The organism is Enterobacter sp. 168J2 (genome assembly GCF_034107265.1).
In the GTDB taxonomy this organism is placed as follows: domain Bacteria; phylum Pseudomonadota; class Gammaproteobacteria; order Enterobacterales; family Enterobacteriaceae; genus Enterobacter; species Enterobacter nematophilus.
In genome coordinates, this window is the sequence record NZ_JAWNEB010000006.1 from 269,937 (window position 1) to 292,899 (window position 22,963).

Here is a 22,963-nt window from a genome sequence, read left to right on the forward strand (position 1 = left end):
TTGGCATGCACGTGGCTCACAACACGACAAAACCGGGGCTGGTTCTGGAGAATCTTTCTGCCGGTTATCAGAAAAAAATCATCGTTGATGATATTTCCCTTGCGATCCCCCAGCAGAAAATCACCGTTCTGGTGGGGGCGAACGGCTGCGGAAAATCCACGCTGCTGAGTACCATCGCGCGTTTGCTCCAGCCGCTTGGCGGCGCGGCGGTTCTCGACGGCAAGGCGATCCACGCGCAGCCGACGAAAGCCGTTGCCCGCCAGCTTGGCATCCTGCCGCAGTCTCCGCTGCTGCCGGAAGGGTTAACCGTCTTTGAGCTGGTCTCGCGCGGGCGTTTTCCCTGGCAAAATTTTATGCGCCAGTGGAGCGACGAGGACGAGCGGGCGGTGGAGGAGGCCCTGCGCCTGACCGGCACGGCAGAGTTTGCCCACATGCCCGTCGAAAGCCTGTCCGGCGGCCAGCGTCAGCGCTGCTGGATCGCCATGGCGCTGGCGCAGCAAACGCCCTATATCCTGCTGGATGAACCCACCACGTTCCTCGATCTCCGCTATCAGGTGGAGATCCTCGAACTGCTGCATACGCTGACGCGCGAGCATGGGCGTACCGTGGTGGTGGTGCTGCACGATCTTAACTTCGCCGTGAACTACGGCGATTCGCTGGTCTTTTTACGCCAGGGAAAAGTCGAGGGCGTACTGCATGAGGGAGATGTCTGCACGCCGGAGCTGATTAAAGCGGTGTTTGATGTCGACGTGCATATGTCCATCAATCCGCTGACCGGTAAACCGTTCTTTATGCCGTTTCGCCAGGTCACAAAACAGCCATGATGCGCACCTCTCTCGCTTTCCTGATTTTCGCCCTGCTGCTGGCAACGGGCGCGATTGCCCATCTGGGGATCGGCGCACGCTTTATCGCCCCGCAAACGGTGGTGGAGGCCTTCCTCCACTTCGATCCGCGCAATTTCGACCATAACATCATCATCAAACTCAGACTGCTGCGCCTGTGCGCCGCGATGGTGACAGGCGCCGCGCTCGGCGTGGCGGGCGTGCTGCTGCAATCCGCGATCCGCAACCCGCTCGGCGAACCGCATATTCTGGGGCTCAACGCCGGGGCGGCGCTGGCGGTGGTGCTGACCAGCGCGCTGGAGTTAACGCTGCCGTTTGGCCGCCCGCTGATTGCCGCAACCGGTGCCGCGGCGCTGTTTCTGCTGGTGCTCACGTTCTCCTCGTCCGGGCGCACCGGGCTGACGCCGATGAAGGTCACGCTGTGCGGCGTGGCGATGTCGGCGTTTGCCTCGTCGATTACCGCCACGGTGCTCATCCTGGATGAACAGACGCTGCTCGCCATGCGCACCTGGCTGGCGGGGGATTTGGCGGGGGTTAGCGGTGACACGATTGCCGCTGCCCTGTGGGTGGCGGGTGTGGGCTTTGTGCTGGCGCTCTGGCTGTCGCCCTCGCTCAACATGCTGGCGCTGGGCGACAGAATGGCGCAGGGGCTTGGCGTATCGCTGCTGAAAACGCGGCTGCTCGCCCTGCTGGCCATTGCGCTGCTCTGCGGTGCGGCAGTCTCCCTCGCCGGGCCGATCGGCTTTATCGGCCTCGTGGTGCCGCAGCTCGTTCGCCGTCTGGTGTCGGTCGATCTCCGCGTGATGGTGCCCCTGTCCGCCCTGTGCGGGGCGCTGGTTCTGCTGCTGGCGGATATCGCTGCCCGCACGCTGTTTTCGCCCTGGGAGCTGGCAACCGGCATCATGACCGCGCTGGTTGGCGCCCCGGTCTTTATCTTCATGGCCTCGAGGATGTTCAAATGAACCGCGCCGGACTGCGTGCGCTACGCGTTGGCGCCTTCTCGGCGCTGGTCCGCCCAAAGGCGCTGGTATGTCTGGTCATCCTGACGCTGGCCGCCTGCCTGCTGACGGGGGTTGGCCTGACGCACGGCTCTCTGCCCATCCCCACTTCCGCCATCGGGCGCGCGCTGTTTTATCCAGAAAGCCTGACGGCGGAGGCGCGCTACATCGTGATGGATATCCGCCTGCCGCGCCTGCTGATGGCGGCGCTGTGCGGTGGGATGCTCGGCATGGCGGGGGCGGCAATGCAGTCTATTACCCGCAATGGCCTGGCCGATCCGGGGCTTATCGGCGTGAAAGAAGGCTGTAGCGCGGCGGTACTGCTGCTGATATTTCAGTTCCCGGCGCTGGGCCTGGCCTGGCGGCCGCTGGTTGGCATGGTCGGTGGGCTGCTTACCGCGCTGCTGGTGGTGGCTCTGGCGCGCGATGTCTCACGTCCGCGATTCATCCTGATCGGCATTGGCGTGTCGTGGGTTTTTGCCGCCGCAATGGGCGTTTTTATGACCACGGCGGACGTGCGCGACGTGCAGACGGCGATGCTATGGCTGGCGGGCAGCCTGCACGCGGCAAACTGGACGCTGGTCTGCATTGCCGCTGTCTGGGCGCTTCCGGCGTTTGCGCTGCTGCTGTTTACCGCCCGCGCTGCGGACGTGGCGCTGCTCGGTAACCATGCCGCAGCGGGCCTTGGCGTGCGTTCAAACCGGCTGGCGCTGCTGAGGGTTCTCGCCCCGGTAGTGCTCACGGCGGCCTGCGTCTCCTGCGTGGGCAGCATTGGTTTTGTCGGGCTGATTGCGCCACATATGGCACGCCTGCTGCTCCGCGGCGGGCAAACCGCGCTCCTGACGGGAAGCGCCGTGCTGGGGGCGCTGCTGGTGCTGCTGGCGGATAACGTCGGGCGGCTGGCATTCCTCCCGCTGCAGCTGCCGGCGGGAATTGTGATTTCACTGATTGGCGGACCGTTTTTCCTGCTGCTGCTCTGGCAGCGTCGGGACAGATTTTAGGGGATTAACATGCGCATACTGTTTTCGATGCTGTTGCTGGTGGGGCTTACGGCGAGCGCGGCCGAGCCGACGCAGACGTTTATTGACGATCTGAACCGTAAGGTGGTGGTGCCGGTGCATCCGAAACGGATCGTCTCGCTACACGACCTGGACATTACCATTCCGCTGATTGAGCTTGGCGTACCGCCGGTGGTGAGCCATGGACGCACCCGGCCGGACGGCAGCCACTTTCTGCGCTCCAGCGGCATGTTGACCGGCGTCGACTTCGATAATTCCGACATCAAATTTATCGGCACTGCGGATATCGATATCGAAGCCATCGCCGCCGCAAAACCGGACCTGATCGTTACCGAGCCGACCCGCAACACCCCGGTGGAACAGCTGGAAAAAATTGCCCCGACGGTGAACATCGATCATCTCGACGGCGGCGCGCCGGAGATCTACCGCAAGCTGGCGCAGCTGACGGGCACGCAGGCGCGGCTCAAGGTTCTGGAGCGGCGCTATCAGGAGCAGATTAAGGCGCTGAAAGCGACTATTGATACCCGCAAGGTGAGCGTATCGGTGATTCAGGCCAATCAGGGGAAAATCAACGCCATGCACAGCTACCACTCGCTGGGCCGCGTGCTGCGTGATGCCGGGTTCACCTTCCCGCCGCTGATTGAGTCTATCCCGGAAGGGGGGCGAATTGACGTCAGCGCCGAGCGGCTGCCGGAGCTGGATGCGGATTTCGTTTTCGCCACCTGGCGCGGGGATACGGGCGGCAAACCGCAGGACGAGCTGGCGGCGATGGATGCGGTAATGCCCGGCTGGTGCCAGTTCCTGAATGCCTGTCGGACCGGACACTACGTGCTGATCTCGCGTGAAGATGCCATCTCGAACTCGTTCGCCTCGTTAGGGCTGATGGTCGCGCAGGTCCAGTCGCAGATTGCCGGACGTCCGCTGCCGGAGGCGTCACGATGAGCCGTAAAGTTGATCTCTTCGGCGACCGCCTGCGCTCCCGGTCGCACCAGCTCACGCCGCGGCTGCTGCAGGTGGCGCGCTATATCAATGAAAATCGGGAAGCGGTGATGGAGCAGACGGCCATGGAGATTGCGACGCTGCTGAAAACGTCGGACGCCACCGTCGTTCGCGCCATCCAGGCGCTGGGTTTCGCCGGGCTGCGCGATCTCAAGCAGACGCTGGAGCAGTGGTTTGGCCCGGTCGTGACCTCCAGCGAAAAGATGTCCACTACGGTGAATACGCTGACCAGCGACGTCAATGCGAGCATTGATTTCGTGCTGGAGGGGCATCAGCACACCTGTGAAGTGTTGTCTGCACCCCATAACCGCTTCGCGATGGCTCAGGCGGTCTCGCTGCTGGCGCAGGCGAGGCAGGTCGCCATATTTGGGATTGGCGCGTCCGGCATTCTGGCCGAATACACCGCCAGGCTGTTCAGCCGAATGGGGCTACCCGCCACGCCGCTTAACCGTACCGGAATAGGGCTGGCCGAGCAGCTGATCGGGCTCCAGCGCGGGGATGTGCTGATCATGATGGCGCAAAAATCCGCGCACCGGGAAGGGCAAACCACGCTGCGCGAAGCAAAACGTCTGGGTATTCCCACGATTTTGCTGACCAATGCCACCGACTCGCGATTCAGCAAAGAGGCCAGCGTGGTGATCCACGTCCCGCGCGGCGGCGAGAAGGGCAAAATTCCGCTCCACGGCACGGTGCTGCTGTGCCTGGAGATGATTGTTTTATCCGTCGCCTCCACCGAGCCGCAGCGCACCATCAAGTCGATGAAGCGTATCAACGAGTTACATCGTGGGTTAAAGCCGGGGAAGAAGAGCAGCTGATTTCCCCGACTCGCGGATCACGCTTTCGGAATACGCAGCGTCTGGCCGGGATAGATTTTATCCGGGCTGGAGAGCATCGGGCGGTTAGCCTCAAAAATCTTGTTGTACTGGTTGGCATCGCCGTACACGGTTTTGGAGATAGCGCTCAGGGTATCGCCAGATTTCACCGTGTAGTAGGTGGCTTCATCTTTGGCATCGGTCGTGGTGATGTTGTTTTCCACCTCGCTGACGCCCGCGATGTTGCCGACGGCGACCTGGATTTTTTCTTTCTGCTCCTGGGTCAGCCCGTCGCCCGTCACGCTGGCCTTGCCGTCGGTAACGTTAACCTGAACTTTGTCTGAACCGGGAATGTTGAGTTTCTTGAGATGCTCGGTGATTTTGTCGCTCTGACCTTTGTGGTCGGTCAGGTTATCCCATAGCTTTTCGCCTGCTTCTTTCACGAAGTTAAAAAGACCCATTCCATCCTCCTGTTAATCATGAAGTCAGAATAAGCATAGCAGGTCAGAGAGAATTCCCTCCCCGGAAGGAGAGGGAAGGCAGGTTTTAAACCCCTTGCTCCAGAATACGGATGTGGGTCTCCAGCACGTCACCCTTCACCGCGTCGCTCCACGCTTTCATGTGCGCGGTCTGCAGGTGTGCTTCAAGGTGCGCGACGGTTTCCCACTGCTCAACCATGATAATGGAGTCTGGCGCGGTGGCCTGGAAGCTTGCGTCGGTAGCGGCGTCCACCATCGGCGCGTAGCCGTGGCAGCCTTCTTCTTTCAGTACGGTTGGGATGATTTTCGCGAACTGATCCAGCACCGCCTGGCGGTGATGTTGACCTGGACGAGTACGGATTTCTGCGATTACTGTAAGCATGGTTACTACTCCTTTAATTCCAGGCTACCAGTTAAGCAAAAATTTTCGCGAGATGCTTGCGATATTCTGCGATATAGCTCGGGACGTCAGGCATTTTAATCACGTCGTTGACGATAAAGGTCGGCAGCGGATCCATCCCCAGGAACTGGTTCGCCTTGTGGAACGGCAGATACGCGCCGTCTACGCCCACGCCTTCGAAGAACTGATCTTTTTCGGTGAAGGCTTCCAGAGGGGCGTTCCAGGTCAGGGAGAGCATGTACTTTTTGCCCTGAATCAGGCCGCCGGAGCCGTATTTTTTAGACGCGTCTGAGCGGGTGCGTCCGTCGCTGGCATACAGCGAACCGTGACCTTCGGTGAAGACGTCGTCCATGTACTTTTTCACGGTCCACGGCGCGCCCATCCACCAGCCCGGCATCTGCCAGATAACCACGTCGGCCCACAGGAAGTTCTGCACTTCGGCCTTCACGTCATAGCTGCTGTCCGCGCGCACGACCTTAACATCATGCCCGGCGTCGCGCAGGAAACCGTCCGCGACCTCGGTCAGGGTGTCATTCAGCTGGCCTTTAGAGTGCGCGAACTCTTTCGCGCCGTTGATAATCAGAATATTGCTCATTTTTTGTCCTCGATGCTGAGAGTATGCCGGGTATTCTACGCGCGAGGACGGAGCGGAAAAATGAGCAAAATGTGCAAAGTCTTTTGCGCTAAATGCAATAATCCCTTACCAGCTAACCTTCACTTCAAAGCCGCCTTCTGGCGCATTGCCGAGCGAGACGCGCATGCCGTGCAGGGTGGCAATGCGTTTCACAATGGATAACCCCAGCCCGCTGCCCGTGGCGTCCTGACCCGGCGGGCGATAAAAGCGCTCGCCGAGACGCGCCAGCGCATCGGGTGAAATGCCCGGGCCGTTGTCGCGCACGGTAAAGCTACGGGTGTTCAGCGTCACGTCTACCACGCTGCCGCGTGGGCTATAGCGGGTGGCGTTATCCAGCAGGTTACGCACCAGCAGGCTCAGAAGCAGCTGCTGACCCGTGCGGGTCACCTCCGGCGCGTTGATGTGCAGACGAACATCAATACCCGCCTGCTGCGCCGGAGGGTAGATATCCATCACTGCAGACTGCAGCAGGTCGGCCATCGCTATTTGTTCTACGCCGTCCAGGCTATCCAGCGAGTCCAGGCGCGACAGCGTAAGGAGCTGATCCACCAGCCGGGAGGCGCGGTCGATACCCGCGTGCAGCTGCGCCAGCGCTTTTTCCTGCGCCTGCGGATCGTCCTGAGAAAGCTGCGCCACGTCGGTTTGCACCTTCAGCGCCGCCAGCGGGCTGCGCAGCTCGTGGGCGGCGTCGGAGGTGAAGCGGCGCTCGCGGGTCATCATCTCCTGGGTTCGGGCAAAGAGATGGTTCAGCGAGTCGAGCAGGGGGCGCACTTCCGCCGGCACGCCCTGCGTGGGCAGGGCGTCGGTGGCATCCGGCGAGCGGGAACGCAGGGTCTGGGCCAGCTTTTTCAGGGGCTTCAGCTCCCGGCTCAGCAGGACAATAAGCAACAGCAGCATCACCGGCAGCGCCACCAGCCACGGCGTCAGCTGTGAGCTGACCACGTCCAGCGCCATATCCTGCCGGTACTCCCACTCCTGGCCGACCACCACGCGGTATTTTCCGTCTGGCGACGTCAGCCATAAAAAGCGCCATTCGTCGCTGTCATCCTGAAGCCGTCCGTCATCAAAGCCGTCACGACGATAGTGATACGGGATATCGCTCCCGTTTTCGCCGTCGTTAAGGATCATCGTGCCGTCTGCAGCGTAAATAGCGAAGGCCAGCGCGTCATCGTCCAGATGCCCGTGTTTGGCCTTTTTCGGCACCTCGCGCATGCGCTCCGGCGCGCGGATCTCGTCCAGATCCATCGTCAGCAGCCGTTTGGCAAACAGCATCTGCTGCGTGTCGAACAGCTTATCGAGCTTGTCGGTAGTCTGCTGCCACGCCACCAGGCTGGCGGCAAACCAGGCCGCCAGGGACAGCGCTAAAAAGAGGAGCGTCAGGCGCAGCTTCAGGCTCAGCTTCATGCGTCACCCAGGGTGTAGCCGATGCCGTGCACGGTGCGGATAAACTCGCTCCCGAGCTTGCGGCGTAAATGATGAACGTGGACTTCCACGGCGTTGCTTGAGACGTCATCGTCCCAGGTATAAAGCTTTTCCTCGATCAGCTTGCGCGGCAGCACCCGGCCCGCGTTACGCATTAACAGCTCCAGCAGGGCGAACTCTTTCGGCTTGAGCGTCAGCGTTTCGCCCTCCAGCGTGGCGACGAGGCTTGCCGGGTCGAGCGTCACCTTGCCGTGACGCAACTCGCTGCGCGTCTGGCCGTGGCTGCGGCGCACCAGCGCTTCCAGGCGGGCGGCCACTTCTATCAGCGCGAACGGCTTGCAGAGATAATCGTCCGCACCGAGGCGCAGCCCTTCAACGCGCTGGTTCAGCGCATCCCGCGCCGTCAGGATCAGTACCGGCTCGCTGCGCCCGCTTTCACGCCAGGCGCGCAGGATCTCCAGACCGTCCATTCCCGGCAGGGTCAGGTCGAGCACGACGGCATCATAGGGCGCTGAGGCGAGCGCGGCCTGCCCGGTTTTCCCATCGGTAAACCAGTCCACGCTAAAGCCCAGTTTGCTTAAGCCCGCTTTGATGCCATCGCCAATTAACCCGTCGTCTTCTACCAGTAAAATGCGCATGTTCCCTCCTTGATGCCGTCAGTAAACCCTCTGCAAGCGCCTGCTGTACAGTAAAAATAAATAAATTTTCCCCTTAAGAAGTTGTTAAGGTTTACCCTGTTTAATGGATTGTGAAACGACATTAAAGGGAGAGATTACGATGAAAAAATTCGCTGCAGTTGCTGCCATCATGATGATGACCACCGCGCCGGTCTTTGCTGCACAGGGCGGTTTTACTGGCCCATCTGCGACACAAACTCAGACGCAAACCCAGCAGGGCGGCTTTGTTGATAACAACGCCAACCTCACCACCGCGGCTAAAGTCAAAGATCTGAAGGACGATGCCTGGGTGAAGCTGCGCGGTAACATTACCGAGCGCCTGTCCGACGACCGCTACACCTTCCGCGACGAGTCCGGCACGGTGGTGGTCGAGATTGACAACAAGCGCTGGAACGGCGTGACCGTCACCCCGCAGGATAAAGTCGAGCTGCAGGGTAAAGTCGACAAAGACTGGAACGAGTTTGAAATCGACGTGAAGCAGGTTATCAAGCTGAACAAATAACCCAAAAAGGGCCGCATACGCGGCCCTTTTTCTTTGTGACTCAATTCGCCAGATGAGGTAGTATCTGCGGCAATATTGCCTGAAACCCTTCGGTTTCTGAGTTGAGGAATCACACGTAATGAGCGATATGGCAGAGCGCCTCGCGCTACATGAATTCACGGAAAACGCCTACCTGAACTACTCCATGTACGTCATCATGGACAGGGCGTTGCCGTTTATCGGGGATGGCCTGAAGCCCGTTCAGCGCCGCATCGTCTATGCGATGTCCGAACTGGGGCTGAACGCCACCGCCAAGTTCAAGAAATCCGCCCGTACCGTGGGTGACGTACTGGGTAAATACCATCCGCACGGCGACAGCGCCTGCTATGAAGCGATGGTATTGATGGCCCAGCCGTTCTCCTACCGCTACCCGCTGGTGGACGGGCAGGGGAACTGGGGTGCGCCGGACGATCCGAAATCCTTCGCGGCGATGCGTTATACCGAATCCCGCCTGTCCAAATACGCCGAAGTGCTGCTGGGCGAGCTGGGTCAGGGAACCGTTGACTGGGTGCCAAACTTCGACGGTACGCTGCAGGAGCCGAAGATGCTGCCTGCGCGTCTGCCGAACATCCTGCTGAACGGTACCACCGGTATCGCCGTCGGCATGGCGACGGATATTCCGCCGCACAACCTGCGTGAAGTGGCAAAAGCCGCCATCACCCTGATTGAGCAGCCAAAAACCTCGCTGGACGAGCTGCTGGATATCGTCCAGGGGCCGGACTACCCGACCGAAGCCGAGATCATCACCTCGCGTGCGGAAATCCGCAAAATCTACCAGAACGGTCGCGGCTCCGTGCGCATGCGCGCGGTGTGGAATAAAGAGGACGGCGCCGTGGTGATCACCGCGCTGCCGCACCAGGTTTCCGGTGCCAAAGTGCTGGAGCAGATCGCCTCCCAGATGCGCAATAAAAAGCTGCCGATGGTGGACGACCTGCGCGACGAATCGGACCACGAGAACCCGACCCGTCTGGTGATCGTGCCGCGCTCCAACCGCGTGGACATGGAGCAGGTGATGAACCACCTGTTCGCCACCACCGATCTGGAAAAAAGCTACCGCATCAACCTGAACATGATCGGCCTCGACGGCCGCCCGGCGGTGAAAAACCTGCTGGAGATCCTCTCCGAATGGCTGACCTTCCGCCGCGATACGGTGCGCCGTCGTCTGAACCATCGTCTGGAGAAAGTGCTTAAGCGCCTGCATATCCTCGAAGGTTTGCTGGTGGCACACCTGAATATTGACGAAGTCATTGCGATCATCCGCACTGAGGATGAGCCGAAACCTGCACTGGTAGCACGTTTTGGTCTCAGCGAAACCCAGGCTGAAGCGATCCTCGAGCTGAAGTTACGTCACCTCGCCAAGCTCGAAGAAATCAAAATTATCGGTGAACAGTCCGACTTGATGAAAGAACGTGACCAGATACAGGGTATTCTCGCGTCCGAGCGCAAGATGAACACCCTGCTGAAGAAAGAGCTGCAGGCGGATGCAGACGCCTTCGGCGACGACCGTCGTTCTCCGCTGCACGAGCGCGAAGAAGCGAAGGCGATGAACGAGCACGACATGCAGCCGTCCGAGCCGGTGACCATTGTGCTGTCTCAGAGCGGCTGGGTGCGCAGCGCCAAAGGCCACGATATCGACGCGCCGGGTCTGAGCTACAAAGCGGGCGACAGCTTTAAAGCGGCGGTGAAAGGCAAGAGCAACCAGCCGGTGGCGTTTATCGACTCCACGGGCCGCAGCTACGCTATCGACCCGATCACGCTGCCTTCCGCGCGCGGCCAGGGCGAACCGCTGACCGGCAAGCTGACGCTGCCGCCGGGCGCAACGGTTGACCACATGCTGATGGAGGCCGACGACCAGAAGCTGCTGATGGCGTCCGACGCGGGCTACGGCTTTATCTGTACCTTTAACGACCTCGTGTCGCGCAACCGTGCCGGTAAAGCGCTGATCAGCCTGCCGGACAACGCCCACGTGATGACGCCGCTGGTGATTGAGAACGAGAGCGACATGCTGCTGGCAATCACCTCTGCCGGGCGTATGCTGATGTTCCCGGTCAGCGACCTGCCGGAGCTGTCGAAAGGCAAGGGCAACAAGATCATCAACATCCCGTCGGCGGAAGCCGCGAAAGGTGAAGATGGCCTGGCGCACCTCTTCCTGCTGCCGCCGCAGAGCACGCTGACCATTCACGTCGGCAAGCGTAAGATCAAGCTTCGCCCGGAAGAGCTGCAAAAAGTGGTGGGCGAGCGCGGTCGCCGCGGTTCGCTGATGCGCGGCCTGCAGCGTATCGACCGCGTGGAGATTGATTCGCCTGCGCGCAGCGGTGCGGGCGACAGCGAAGAGTAATGTCGTGACACCCCCCTCTGTCCGGAGGGGGATTTCAATAAAATTTCCCGTAAAATCGTTGTTAATTCGTGCGTTGCGATTAACAATACGCGCTCGTAATAAAGTCCTTACCTGGCCACAGGTGAAGTATAATTGTCAGCTGTTGGGGCTTCAGAGGTCGCTATGCTATATATTGTTCGTCTCATTCTTACCGTTATCTACTGCATTCTGGTCTGTATTTTCGGCTCTATTTACTGCCTGTTCAGCCCGCGTAATCCGAAGCATGTTGCTACCTTTGGCCATATGTTCGGCCGCCTTGCGCCGCTGTTTGGCCTGAAGGTTGAAAAACGTCTGCCTGAAGGGGCGGAGAATTTCGGTAACGCCATCTATATCGCTAACCATCAGAACAACTACGATATGGTGACGGCCTCCAATATCGTTCTGCCGCCGACCGTAACGGTGGGGAAAAAAAGCCTGCTGTGGATCCCGTTTTTTGGCCAACTGTACTGGCTGACCGGTAACCTGCTGATCGACCGTAACAACCGTGCAAAAGCGCACGGCACCATTGCGGAAGTGGTGAACCATTTTAAAAAGCGCAAAATATCCATCTGGATGTTCCCGGAAGGGACGCGCAGCCGCGGTCGCGGCCTGCTGCCGTTTAAAACCGGCGCGTTTCATGCCGCAATTGCGGCAGGTGTTCCAATTATTCCCGTGTGCGTTTCCAATACTTCTAATAAGATTAATCTTAACCGCCTGAATAATGGTCTGGTGATTGTCGAAATGCTGCCACCCGTCGATACCAGCAAATACGGTAAAGACCAGGTGCGCGAGCTGGCAGCGCACTGCCGCGAGCTGATGGCTCAGCATATTGCGCTGCTGGATAAAGAAGTCGCAGAAAGAGAAGCCGCCGGTAAGGTTTAATCCGGCGTTAAAGGGAAAAAGAATTCCCGCGTTGTTAGTCGTTTCAGATGGAGCTTATATGTCACTCAGTCGGCGTCAGTTTATTCAGGCTTCGGGGATTGCCCTTTGTGCGGGTGCGATGCCGCTGACAGCCAGCGCCGCCGGGCAGCAGCAGCCGCTGCCCATTCCGCCGTTGATTGAATCCCGTCGCGGGCAGCCGCTTTTCCTCACGCTTCAGCGCAGCCACTGGTCCTTTACCCAGGGCACGCGCGCGCAGGTATGGGGCATTAACGGACGCTACCTCGGGCCGACCATCCGCGTGTGGAACGGCGATGACGTTAAGCTGATTTACAGCAACCGGACGACTGAAAATGTCGCGATGACCGTCAGTGGATTGCAGGTTCCTGGCCCGCTGATTGGCGGCGCGGCGCGAATGATGTCCCCCAACGCCGACTGGGCGCCCGTCCTGCCGATCCGCCAGAGCGCGGCAACCCTGTGGTATCACGCCAATACCCCTAACCGTACGGCGCAGCAGGTCTATAACGGCCTGGCCGGCATGTGGCTGGTGGAAGATGAGGTCAGTAAATCGCTGCCGATCCCGAACCACTACGGCGTGGATGATTTCCCGGTCATCATTCAGGACAAACGTCTGGATAACTTCGGCACGCCGGAGTACAGCGAGCCGGGGAGCGGTGGCTTTGTCGGCGATACTCTGCTGGTTAACGGCGCGCAGAGCCCGTACGTGGAAGTGTCCCGCGGCTGGGTGCGCCTGCGCCTGCTCAACGCCTCTAACTCGCGTCGCTATCAGCTGCAGATGAGCGATGGCCGCCCGCTGCACGTGATCTCCGGCGACCAGGGCTTTTTACCCGCGCCGGTCTCCGTTAAACAGCTGGCGCTGGCACCGGGAGAGCGCCGTGAAATTCTGGTGGATATGACCAACGGGGATGAAGTCTCCGTCACCTGTGGTGAAGCCGCGAGCATCGTTGACCGTATTCGCGGGTTCTTTGAGCCGTCGAGCATTCTGGTCTCCACGCTGGTGTTAACCCTGCGTCCAACCGGCCTGCTGCCGCTGGTCACCGACAGCCTGCCGATGCGCCTGCTGCCGCAGGAGATCATGAGCGGTTCGCCGGTGCGCAGCCGCGATATCAGCCTTGGGGACGACCCCGGCATCAACGGTGCGCTGTGGGACGTGAACCGTATTGATATCACCGCCCAGCAGGGCACCTGGGAGCGCTGGACGGTGCGTTCAGATATGCCGCAGTCGTTCCATATTGAAGGAGTGTCATTCCTGATCCGCAACGTCAACGGCGCAATGCCGTTCCCGGAAGATCGCGGCTGGAAAGATACTGTCTGGGTGGACGGCCAGGTAGAACTGCTCGTCTACTACGGCCAGCCCTCCTGGCCGCATTTCCCGTTCCTGTTCCACAGCCAGACGCTGGAGATGATGGACAGAGGCTCCGTAGGGCAGATGCTGGTTAACCCCGCGCCGTAACCCCCTTACATTCCCGGTTCGCCGGGAATGTTTTATGCCCGCCAGAAAAAGCGCGAGAACAGAATCAGCACCGGGTAAATTTCCAGACGCCCTAAGATCATCGCCGCGCACATCAGCAGTTTCGCTCCCTCTGTTAACGTGCCAAACGTCGACGCCGTCTCGCCAAACCCCAGCCCCATGTTGTTGATACAGGCGGCAACCGTTGCGAATGACGTAAACAGGTCATAGCCCATCAGATTAAGCGCCCAGACAAAAAAGCCCGTAATCATCACGTAGAGAAAGAAGAAGCTCCATACCGAGCGCAGGACGCGTTCATTCACCACGCTTTTGCCCACCTTAATGCTCAGCAGCGCTCTCGGATGCGCCAGCTGGTTCATCTCCTGAATACTCTGCTTGAACATAATGAGAAAACGCAGGGCTTTGATCCCGCCGCAGGTCGAGCCTACGCAGCCGCCAAAAAAGCTGGCGCTCAGCAGCAGGAAGATGGTGTGCGCGGGCCACTGGGCGTAGTCGGCGGTCGAAAGGCCGTTATCGGTCATCATCGAGCTGGCAAGGAAGAAGGCGTGCACCAGGCTATCGACAGGGTTGTACATTCCCGCGTGCCAGACCTGCCAGGCGGTGATGATGATAATCACCGCGGCGGCGCTCAGAAAGAATCTCACCTCCGGGCTGCGGCGAATCGGCTTCAGGGTGCGGCGGACAATGGCGACGTACCAGAGGGTGAAGTTAAACGCGGAGAGCAGCGAAAACGCCCCGGCGACCAGCTCAATCGCGTGGCTGTCATAAAACCCAATGCTCTCGCTGCGGGTGGAGAACCCGCCCAGCGACACGGTCGAAAGCCCGTGACAGAGGGCATCAAAAAAGGACATCCCCGCCAGCCAGTAGGCCAGGGTACAGGCCACGCCCAGCGCGAAATAGGTCATCCACAGGGTGCGCGCGGTATCGGCAAGGCGGGGCGTCAGGCGCTCCTCCTTGAACGGGCCCGGCATCTCTGACTGATAGAGCTTCATGCCACCAATGCCCAGCAGCGGCAGAACCGCGACGGCCAGCACGATGACGCCTAGCCCGCCGATGAAATTGAGCTGCGCGCGATAATAAAGGTACGACTTCGGCAGGGCGCTGACGTCCCCGATCACCGTCGCCCCGGTGGTGGTGATCCCGGAAACCCCTTCAAAAAGCGCGTCCGCAAAGGAGAGGTGCAGGCCATCGTCCATCCATAGCGGCATGGCGCTTATCAATGAAAACAGCAGCCAGAACAGCACGATGATCACGAAACCGTCGCGGGTGCGCAGCTGTATGCCGGCGTAGCGGGTTGCCCGCCAGGTTAACCCCCCGAGGCTGAAAAAGGTCAAAAAGGTGGTCAAAAACGCAAAGTAGGTTCGCTCTTTATTGAGCAGGGCGATGACCATCGGCGGCAGCATCGAGAGGCTGTACAGCAGAACCAAAAAACCGCAGAGGTGGAGCACAACCCGCAGCTGAGACACATGTAACGAATCGTTGAACTTCACAAAGCAACTCCACGCCAGAATTCCTCCCGGCGGCTGAGGACCGGGAGAGTCAGGGGTAATTATGATGCAAAATTAACAGGGCGCTGTATTTTAACGACTTCCACGAATATCTGCCCGCTTCCTGCATCCTTTTCTTCAAATTGGGCGGATGAACAGCGTATAATCCCGCTCCTTTTGTCTATTTTTTCTTCGGAAGCATTATGAGCGCAATCTCCCTGATCCAGCCGGATCGTGACCTCTTCTCCTGGCCCCAGTACTGGGCGGCCTGCTTTGGACCGGCGCCGTTCCTGCCGATGTCCCGGGAAGAGATGGACCAGCTGGGCTGGGATAGCTGCGACATCATTCTGGTCACGGGCGATGCCTACGTTGACCACCCGAGCTTTGGTATGGCGATTTGTGGCCGCATGCTCGAAGCGCAGGGCTTCCGCGTGGGGATCATCTCCCAGCCCGACTGGAACAGCAAAGACGACTTTATGCGTCTGGGAAAACCGAACCTGTTCTTCGGCGTGACCGCCGGCAACATGGACTCGATGATCAACCGCTATACCGCCGACCGCAAGCTGCGCCATGACGACGCCTACACGCCGGATAACGTGGCGGGCAAACGTCCGGATCGCGCGACCCTGGTCTATACCCAGCGCTGCAAAGAGGCCTGGAAAGACGTGCCGGTGATCCTCGGCGGCATCGAGGCGAGCCTGCGCCGCACCGCGCACTACGACTACTGGTCAGATACCGTGCGTCGCTCGGTGCTGGTGGACTCCAAGGCCGACATGCTGATTTACGGTAACGGCGAACGTCCGCTGGTGGAAGTGGCGCACCGCCTGTCGCAGGGCGAGCCGGTAAGCAGCATCCGCGACGTGCGCAATACCGCGATCATGGTGAAAGAGGCGCTGCCGGGCTGGAGCGGGGTGGATTCCCGCATCATCGATATGCCGGGCAAAATCGACCCGATCCCGCACCCGTACGGTGAAGATCTGCCGTGTGCCGACAACAAGCCGGTTGAGCCGAAGAAAGGGGAAGCGAAGGCTATCGTTGTGCAGCCGCCGCGCCCGAAGCCGTGGGAAAAGACCTACGTGCTGCTGCCGTCCTACGAGAAGGTGAAGGCCGACAAGGTGCTCTACGCGCACGCGTCCCGTATTCTGCACCACGAAACCAACCCGGGCTGCGCCCGCGCCCTGATGCAGAAGCACGGCGAGCGTTTTATCTGGATCAACCCGCCGGCGATCCCGCTTTCCACCGAAGAGATGGACAGCGTCTTTGCGCTGCCGTACAAGCGCGTGCCGCACCCGGCGTACGGCAACGCCCGTATCCCGGCGTATGAGATGATCCGCTTCTCGATCAACATCATGCGCGGCTGCTTCGGCGGCTGCTCCTTCTGCTCCATTACCGAGCACGAGGGGCGCATCATTCAGAGCCGCTCTGAAGATTCGATCATCAATGAGATTGAAGCCATTCGCGACTCGGTGCCGGGCTTTACCGGCGTGATCTCCGATCTCGGCGGCCCAACCGCGAACATGTATATGCTGCGCTGCAAGTCGCCGCGCGCGGAGCAGACCTGCCGTCGTCTCTCCTGCGTCTACCCGAGCATTTGCGAGCACATGGATACCAACCACGAGCCGACGATCAACCTCTACCGCCGCGCGCGCGATCTGAAGGGCATCAAAAAGATCCTCATCGCTTCCGGGGTGCGTTACGACATCGCCGTGGAAGATCCGCGCTACATCAAAGAGCTGGCGACGCACCATGTCGGCGGCTATCTGAAGATTGCGCCGGAGCACACCGAAGAAGGCCCGCTGTCGAAGATGATGAAGCCGGGCATGGGCAGCTACGATCGCTTTAAGCAGCTGTTCGACACCTACTCTAAACAGGCGGGTAAAGAGCAGTATCTGATCCCGTACTTCATCTCCGCGCACCCCGGCACGCGCGATGAAGACATGGTGAACCTGGCGCTGTGGCTGAAGCAGCGTCGCTTCCGTCTGGACCAGGTGCAGAACTTCTATCCTTCTCCGCTCGCCAACTCGACGACCATGTATTACACCGGCAAAAACCCGCTGAGTAAGATTGGCTACAAGAGTGAAGAGGTGGTGGTGCCGAAAGGGGATAAACAGCGCCGTCTGCACAAGGCGCTGCTGCGTTACCACGACCCGAAAAACTGGCCGCTGATCCGCCAGGCGCTGGAAGAGATGGGTAAAAAACACCTGATCGGCTCGCGCCGCGACTGCCTGGTTCCGGCCCCGACGCTGGATGAGATGCGCGAAGCGCGCCGCCAGAACCGCAATACGCGCCCGGCGCTGACCAAGCACACGCCGATTGTCCATCAGCGTTCGAACGGTGGGGCTACGGGAACGAAAAAAACGGGAAAACGTAAGATCGGATAACGATGAGGTCATTGCCCCTCACCCTAACCCTCTCCCCAAAGGGGAGAGGGAACTTGAACACCCTCTCCCCTTTGGGGAGAGGGCAGGGTGAGGGGGAGGGGGAAAACTACCCGCCAAACTGATCCGGGTCCGGCCCAAGCCGCTTGCCCTTATCCAGCTTCGCAATCTCACCCAGCTCGTCTTTGTCCAGTCGGAAATCCCAGACGTCGAAGTTCTCGGCAATGCGCGACGGCGTAACTGATTTCGGAATGACCACCAGGCCGTTGTCCAGATGCCAGCGAATGACGATCTGCGCCGGGGTTTTGCCGTATTTATCCGCCAGGTCGCGGATAATTTTCTGGTCGAACACGCCTTCACCGCCCTGCGCCAGCGGGCTCCAGGACTCGGTCTGGATCTTGTGGGTGGCGTTCCAGGCGTGAAGCTGACGCTGCTGCAGCAGCGGGTGCAGTTCGATCTGGTTAATCACCGGTGCGACGCCCGTTTCGTCAATCAGGCGCTGCAGGTGATGCACCTGGAAGTTACAGACGCCGATGCTTTTCACCAGCCCCTCTTTCTGCAGGTCAATCATCCCTTTCCAGGCGTCAACGTAATGGTCAATGGCCGGAACCGGCCAGTGCATCAGGTACAGATCGACGAAATCGAGCTGAAGCTTCTCCAGGCTCTCCTGCAACGCTTCACGGGGGCGCTTTTGATCGTCGTTCCACAGTTTGGTGGTAATGAATAGCTCATCGCGGGGGACGCCGGCGCTGGCCAGCGCGGTCCCCACGCCGTCCTCGTTTTTGTACGCGGCGGCGGTATCAATCGACCGATAGCCAACTTCGAGTGCTTTATGAATGGCGGAGACGACCTCGTCGTTACCGGCTTTCCATACACCTAGCCCCAGCTGGGGCATCACGTTGCCGTCCTGCAGCTTGATTACGGTTTGGTTTGCCATTTTTCCTCCTTCAGGTGCGCATCGTCGGAGGGGGACTCCGACGATGGGGTGTGCATTAAGTCTGGACGAAATGTCAAAAAACGAAAGTCGCGAGACAAAAACGCTTAGCGTGCCGCTTCGTAGATACGACGGCTCACGTCAAGCGTAATGTCGCCGTGCTCGCCCAGCTGGGTCATGCCGTGCTCTTCGAGTTTTGCCAGCAGGGCAGGGATGGAGCTGCCGTCCAGGCCGTAGCCGGAAAGACGCGTTGGCACGCCCAGGCTTTCAAAGAAGTTACGGGTTGCTTCAATGGCGGCATCAATACGCGCATCGTCAGAACCCTCGGTGATGTTCCACACGCGCTCGGCGTACTGCAGCAGTTTGGCGCGCTTGGTATCCCGTTTTTCGTTCCACAGGGCAGGCAGCACAACGGCCAGCGTCTGAGCGTGATCGAGGCCGTGCATCGCCGTCAGCTCGTGGCCCAGCATATGGGTCGCCCAGTCCTGCGGCACGCCAGCGCCGATCAGGCCGTTCAGCGCCTGCGTCGCTGCCCACATGACGTTGGCACGCACGTCGTAGTTTTCCGGCTCTTTCAGCGCTTTCGGGCCGTCTTCAATCAGCGTCAGCAGAATGCCTTCCGCGAAGCGATCCTGAATTTTGGCATTTACCGGGTAGGTCACGTACTGCTCAACGGTATGAACAAAGGCGTCGACCACGCCGTTCGCGACCTGGCGCGCGGGCAGGGTGTAGGTGTACACCGGATCCAGAATAGCGAACACAGGCTGAACGTGTTCGTTCATAAAGGCCTGCTTGTCGCCGGTGGTTTTGCGGGAGATCACCGCGCCCTTGTTGGATTCAGAGCCGGTGGCCGGCAGGGTCAGCACGGAGCCCATCGGGATTGCGCTTTTAATGTCGCTGCCGCGGGTTTCCAGAATGTGCCACGGGTCAATGCCGTCAGCGTAGTGCGCTGCCGCCGCGATGAACTTAGTGCCGTCCAGCACGGAGCCGCCTCCGACCGCCAGCAGGAAGGTGATGTTTTCTTCACGGGCGATTTTCACCGCGTTCATCAGCGTTTCGTAAGACGGATTTGGCTCAATGCCGCCGAACTCACGCACGTCCAGTCCGTCCAGGGCGCTGTAAACTTGGTCCAGCACGCCGGTTTTTTTCACGCTGCCGCCACCGTAGGCGATCAGCACGCGGGCGTCAGCAGGGATCTGCGCGCGCAGGTCGGCGATGGCGTCTTTACCAAACAGAATGCGGGTTGGGGTGTGAAGATTAAAGTTGTTCATTGCTCGTTCCCTTTAGTGGGTGAAAAACCGTGGTGGCGCTGATGGCTACCTGATGCTGCTCATTGTGGCCGTCCGGGGACAGGCTCTCAATGCACATTCCTGCCGATGTCTTGCCCATTTCTACAGAGCGCTGGAGAAACTTCGTAAAAATGCGCAGACTGTGAGGGTCGGAAACCGTACCCGGAGTAACGTAAAATGAACCGCGAAGCAATCTGCCATCAGCTCACGGCGCAGATTAAAAGACTGATAGATAAAGAAAATAATGTCATCGACCTGCTGCCGGACATTCGCCTGCTCTACGGCACGCAGCCCGGCACGCGCACGCCGGTGATGTACCAGCCGGGCATCGTTTTTCTCTTTTCAGGCCATAAGATTGGCTATATCAACGAGCGCGTGTTCCGCTACGACACCAATGAATATTTGCTCCTGACGGTACCTTTACCCTTCGAATGTGAAACCTTCGCGACAGAGGCGGTCCCGCTGGCGGGTATTCGCGTCAACGTTGATATTCTTCAACTGCAGGAGCTGCTGATGGAGATTGGCGAAGACGAGCTTTTCCAGCCGTCGATGGCCTCCAGCGGGATTAACTCGGCGACGCTGTCCGAAGAGATCCTCTGCGCCATTGAGCGCCTGCTGGACGTGATGGAAAGGCCGCTGGACGCGCGTATTCTGGGCAAGCAGATTATCCGCGAAATTCTTTACCACGTGCTGCTGGGGCCGGGCGGCGGGGCGCTGCTGGCGCTGGTGAGCCGACAGACCCACTTCAGCCTGATCAGCCGCGTGCTCAAGCGTATCGAAAGCCAGTACACGGAGAACCTCAGCGTTGACCAGCTGGCGGCGGAAGCGAACATGAGCGTTTCGGCGTTTCACCATAACTTTAAGTCGGTGACCAGCACCTCGCCGCTGCAGTACCTCAAAACCTACCGCCTGCATAAGGCGCGGATGCTGATGATCCACGACGGCATGAAGGCCAGCGCGGCGGCCATGCGCGTCGGGTATGAGAGCGCGTCGCAGTTCAGTCGGGAGTTTAAGCGCTATTTCGGCGTCACGCCGGGAGAAGATGCATCACGCATCCGAACCATGCAGGGAGCTTAGGCTTTTTTCCCTCTCCCTTGTGGGGAGAGGGTCAGGATGAGGGGGTTATGCACTGCAATACTTTTTCTTAATCACCACCGCAATAGTCCCTACCAGGCCAGCAACCAGCAGGAAGATCGGCAGCACCATCAGGAAGGTCATCACCTGATCTTCGTGATGTTTCACAAACGGGATCATATTCAGCGCGTAGCCTAACGTGGTCACGACACCGACCCACAGCAGGCCGCTCAGCCAGTTGAAGAACTGAAAGCGGCGGTTAGACAGCCCGGAAATACCCGCCATGGTGGGCAGAAGGGTGCGAACAAACGCCAGGAAACGCCCGGCCAGCAGCGCTAGCAGGCCGTGTCGGTCAAACATACAGGTCGCGCGCTGATGGTATTTATGGGGTAACTGCGCCAGCCAGCCTTTCACCACGCGCGTGTTACCCAGCCAGCGGCCCTGCAGATAGCTCAGCCAGCAGCCCAGGCTGGCGGCAGAGGTGAGGATAACCATCGTGGGCGTAAAGTCCATGACGCCTTTGCCGATCAACGCCCCGGCAAGCAAAAGCAAACTGTCACCGGGTAAAAACGAGGCTGGCAGTAATCCATTTTCCAGAAACAGCGTCGCGAACATCACGAAATAGACGACGCCTACAACGTGGGGATCCGCCAGGGCGGCAAAATCATGTTGCCAGAGCGCCGCGATAATATCTTGAATAACAGCCATGGACTTTCCTGTGGAACAGCAGAGATAACGCTATTGTACTCCCAATTTCACCTGTCGGGATTGATCGCAGGCGCAACTCATGCAGACTTTTCTGCTTGCAGTGTTCACAAAAGCGTCCGGGGAGTAAATTTTCAGCCCGCACTCTACACGATACGTTCAAACCCTGCAGATAAATCCGCAATTAAATCGTCCACATTTTCTAAACCGATATGCAATCTAATGAGGGTGCCGCTGAAGTCCACTTCACCGCCGGGGCGCAGGGCCGCGATCTGCTCCGGCTGATTCGGCAGGATCAGGGATTCAAAACCGCCCCAGGAGTAGGCCATGCTGAAGAGGGTAAAATTATCCAGATAGCTTGCCAGCTCTTCATTACTCAGCCGTTTTTTAAGCACAAACGAGAACAGCCCGCTGCTGCCCGTAAAGTCACGTTGCCAGAATTCGTGGCCTTTACTACCCGGAAGCGCCGGATGGTTCACGCGCTCAACCTGCGGATGCTGCGCCAGCCATTCAGCAATTTTCAGGCTACTTTCATGATGCTGACGCAGGCGAACCCCCAGCGTGCGGATGCCTCGGCTGGTCATGTACGCCGTGTCTGCATCCACCATCTGGCCCATCAGGTAGGCATTTTCCCGCAGCTGGTCCCAGCAGCGCGCGTTGGAAACCGCGGTGCCAATCATCCCGTCAGAGTGGCCAATCAGGTATTTGGTTGCCGCCTGAATCGAGATATCAATGTCGAATTCCAGCGCCTTAAACAGCACGCCTGCCGCCCAGGTGTTATCGATCATGATGATGGCTTCTGGCGCTTTGCTGCGCACGGCCTTCACGATAGCCGGAACGTCGTGCACTTCCATGGTGATGGAGCCGGGAGATTCCAGGAACACAATGCGCGTGTTTGGCTGGATAAGTTCAGCAATGCCTTCACCAATCAGCGGGTCAAACCAGCCGGTGGTCACGCCGAGCTTGCTGAGAATTTTGGTGCAGAAATCCTGGCTGGGTTCATAGGCGGTGTTGGTCATCAGGATATGGTCGCCCTGTTCCACGAATGCCAGAATAGTGTTGGCAACCGCTGCCGCCCCGCACGGGAACAGCGCGCAGCCCGCGCCGCCTTCCAGCTCGCACATCGCTTCCTGGAGTGAAAAATGGGTTAGCGTGCCGCGACGACCGTAGAACAGCCCGCCTTTTGCGCGGTTACGCGTGGCGATTTTCTTCTCCTCAACGGTATCAAACACCAGCGAGGAGGCGCGTTGAATCACGCTGTTGACCGATCCCTGAGTGTATTTCTTGCTGCGTCCCGCCTGCACCAGCGTGGTATCAAGATGCTTCTTCGTCATGTTCGCTAACCCTGTTTTTATACGTCTGGACGTCCAGACTACCACGATTGTAAAAAACTGCACCCGCATGCTTATCGAATAAGCAGAAAATATTAGCAAAAAAGCGCATAAGAAATTTTTACTGCGTAAGCGCAAGGAAACTGAGCGAAAATTACGGCACCATGTAAATACTAATGAGAACGACTATCAATTCGACGACTTTTTGATATTAT

Annotated in this window: 21 protein-coding genes; 11 read left to right on the forward strand and 10 right to left on the reverse strand. The window is 59.2% G+C overall.

The window, feature by feature from the left end:
- The first annotated feature begins 11 nt into the window (after positions 1 to 11).
- From USG84_RS17195 to USG84_RS17215, 5 genes are read left to right on the forward strand one after another with little or no spacing between them, the layout of a single operon-like run.
- On the forward strand, positions 12 to 824 hold the full coding sequence (locus USG84_RS17195) for an ABC transporter ATP-binding protein (protein WP_151414053.1): 813 nt from the start codon (positions 12 to 14) through the stop codon (positions 822 to 824).
- Entirely contained in the window at positions 821 to 1,804 is a 984-nt protein-coding gene (locus USG84_RS17200; protein ID WP_253543303.1) for a FecCD family ABC transporter permease, read from the forward strand. Before USG84_RS17195 ends, USG84_RS17200 begins: the two co-directional genes overlap by 4 nt.
- The gene (locus USG84_RS17205; protein WP_151414054.1) at positions 1,801 to 2,841 is read left to right on the forward strand and encodes a FecCD family ABC transporter permease; all 1,041 of its coding nucleotides are present in this window, start codon (positions 1,801 to 1,803) and stop codon (positions 2,839 to 2,841) included. Before USG84_RS17200 ends, USG84_RS17205 begins: the two co-directional genes overlap by 4 nt.
- A 9-nt stretch (positions 2,842 to 2,850) precedes the next feature.
- Complete coding sequence (locus tag USG84_RS17210; protein ID WP_151414055.1) at positions 2,851 to 3,801, forward strand: iron-siderophore ABC transporter substrate-binding protein; 951 nt, start codon at positions 2,851 to 2,853, stop codon at positions 3,799 to 3,801.
- Positions 3,798 to 4,673, forward strand: coding sequence for a MurR/RpiR family transcriptional regulator (locus USG84_RS17215; RefSeq protein WP_151414056.1), 876 nt, complete (start codon positions 3,798 to 3,800; stop codon positions 4,671 to 4,673). The genes USG84_RS17210 and USG84_RS17215 overlap by 4 nt, the downstream gene beginning before the upstream one ends.
- A gap of 17 nt (positions 4,674 to 4,690) precedes the next feature.
- Here the strand turns inward: USG84_RS17215 and lysM are convergent, their stop codons facing one another.
- The 5 genes from lysM to qseB form a co-directional block, all read right to left on the reverse strand.
- Positions 4,691 to 5,131, reverse strand: a complete 441-nt coding sequence (lysM, locus tag USG84_RS17220) for a peptidoglycan-binding protein LysM (RefSeq protein ID WP_028014428.1) — start codon at positions 5,129 to 5,131, stop codon at positions 4,691 to 4,693.
- 85 nt (positions 5,132 to 5,216) lie between these two features.
- The gene (locus USG84_RS17225) at positions 5,217 to 5,531 is read right to left on the reverse strand and encodes a putative quinol monooxygenase (RefSeq protein WP_008502984.1); all 315 of its coding nucleotides are present in this window, start codon (positions 5,529 to 5,531) and stop codon (positions 5,217 to 5,219) included.
- A 31-nt stretch (positions 5,532 to 5,562) separates the two neighbouring features.
- Complete coding sequence (locus USG84_RS17230; RefSeq protein WP_061097054.1) at positions 5,563 to 6,144, reverse strand: NAD(P)H-dependent oxidoreductase; 582 nt, start codon at positions 6,142 to 6,144, stop codon at positions 5,563 to 5,565.
- Between the two features lie 105 nt (positions 6,145 to 6,249).
- The gene (gene qseC, locus USG84_RS17235; RefSeq protein WP_253543301.1) at positions 6,250 to 7,587 is read right to left on the reverse strand and encodes a quorum sensing histidine kinase QseC; all 1,338 of its coding nucleotides are present in this window, start codon (positions 7,585 to 7,587) and stop codon (positions 6,250 to 6,252) included.
- Positions 7,584 to 8,243, reverse strand: coding sequence for a quorum sensing response regulator transcription factor QseB (qseB, locus tag USG84_RS17240; protein WP_151414057.1), 660 nt, complete (start codon positions 8,241 to 8,243; stop codon positions 7,584 to 7,586). The genes qseC and qseB overlap by 4 nt, the downstream gene beginning before the upstream one ends.
- Before the next feature lie 139 nt (positions 8,244 to 8,382).
- Between qseB and USG84_RS17245 the strand changes: the two genes are divergently transcribed.
- The 4 genes from USG84_RS17245 to ftsP all read left to right on the forward strand — a co-directional run bounded on the left by USG84_RS17245 (position 8,383) and on the right by ftsP (position 13,532).
- Entirely contained in the window at positions 8,383 to 8,784 is a 402-nt protein-coding gene (locus tag USG84_RS17245; protein ID WP_061097057.1) for a YgiW/YdeI family stress tolerance OB fold protein, read from the forward strand.
- A gap of 118 nt (positions 8,785 to 8,902) precedes the next feature.
- Positions 8,903 to 11,161, forward strand: coding sequence for a DNA topoisomerase IV subunit A (gene parC, locus USG84_RS17250; protein ID WP_151414058.1), 2,259 nt, complete (start codon positions 8,903 to 8,905; stop codon positions 11,159 to 11,161).
- A 162-nt stretch (positions 11,162 to 11,323) separates the two neighbouring features.
- Positions 11,324 to 12,061, forward strand: a complete 738-nt coding sequence (gene plsC, locus USG84_RS17255) for a 1-acylglycerol-3-phosphate O-acyltransferase (RefSeq protein ID WP_061097059.1) — start codon at positions 11,324 to 11,326, stop codon at positions 12,059 to 12,061.
- 58 nt (positions 12,062 to 12,119) lie between these two features.
- On the forward strand, positions 12,120 to 13,532 hold the full coding sequence (ftsP, locus tag USG84_RS17260; protein WP_253543300.1) for a cell division protein FtsP: 1,413 nt from the start codon (positions 12,120 to 12,122) through the stop codon (positions 13,530 to 13,532).
- Between the two features lie 32 nt (positions 13,533 to 13,564).
- Here ftsP and USG84_RS17265 read toward each other — a convergent pair whose 3' ends face one another.
- Complete coding sequence (locus USG84_RS17265; RefSeq protein ID WP_151414059.1) at positions 13,565 to 15,040, reverse strand: TrkH family potassium uptake protein; 1,476 nt, start codon at positions 15,038 to 15,040, stop codon at positions 13,565 to 13,567.
- Positions 15,041 to 15,240: 200 nt separating this feature from the next.
- Between USG84_RS17265 and USG84_RS17270 the strand changes: the two genes are divergently transcribed.
- Positions 15,241 to 17,418 (forward strand): YgiQ family radical SAM protein, encoded by a 2,178-nt coding sequence (locus USG84_RS17270; protein ID WP_320738389.1) that lies wholly within the window; start codon positions 15,241 to 15,243, stop codon positions 17,416 to 17,418.
- Between the two features lie 106 nt (positions 17,419 to 17,524).
- On the opposite strand, the gene dkgA is transcribed toward USG84_RS17270, so the two are convergent.
- Entirely contained in the window at positions 17,525 to 18,352 is an 828-nt protein-coding gene (gene dkgA, locus USG84_RS17275) for a 2,5-didehydrogluconate reductase DkgA (RefSeq protein ID WP_061097063.1), read from the reverse strand.
- A 104-nt stretch (positions 18,353 to 18,456) separates the two neighbouring features.
- Positions 18,457 to 19,620 carry an alcohol dehydrogenase gene (gene yqhD, locus USG84_RS17280; RefSeq protein ID WP_061097064.1) on the reverse strand — a complete coding sequence of 388 codons (1,164 nt, stop codon included), beginning with the start codon at positions 19,618 to 19,620 and terminating at the stop codon, positions 18,457 to 18,459.
- Positions 19,621 to 19,815: 195 nt separating this feature from the next.
- On the opposite strand from yqhD, the gene USG84_RS17285 reads away from it, so the two are divergent.
- Positions 19,816 to 20,715 (forward strand): AraC family transcriptional regulator, encoded by a 900-nt coding sequence (locus tag USG84_RS17285; protein WP_151414060.1) that lies wholly within the window; start codon positions 19,816 to 19,818, stop codon positions 20,713 to 20,715.
- 45 nt (positions 20,716 to 20,760) lie between these two features.
- On the opposite strand, the gene yghB is transcribed toward USG84_RS17285, so the two are convergent.
- Positions 20,761 to 21,420: a DedA family general envelope maintenance protein YghB gene (gene yghB, locus USG84_RS17290; RefSeq protein WP_151414061.1), complete on the reverse strand. Its 660-nt coding sequence runs from the start codon at positions 21,418 to 21,420 to the stop codon at positions 20,761 to 20,763.
- A gap of 143 nt (positions 21,421 to 21,563) precedes the next feature.
- Complete coding sequence (gene metC, locus USG84_RS17295) at positions 21,564 to 22,751, reverse strand: cystathionine beta-lyase (protein ID WP_151414062.1); 1,188 nt, start codon at positions 22,749 to 22,751, stop codon at positions 21,564 to 21,566.
- Positions 22,752 to 22,963: the final 212 nt, after the last annotated feature.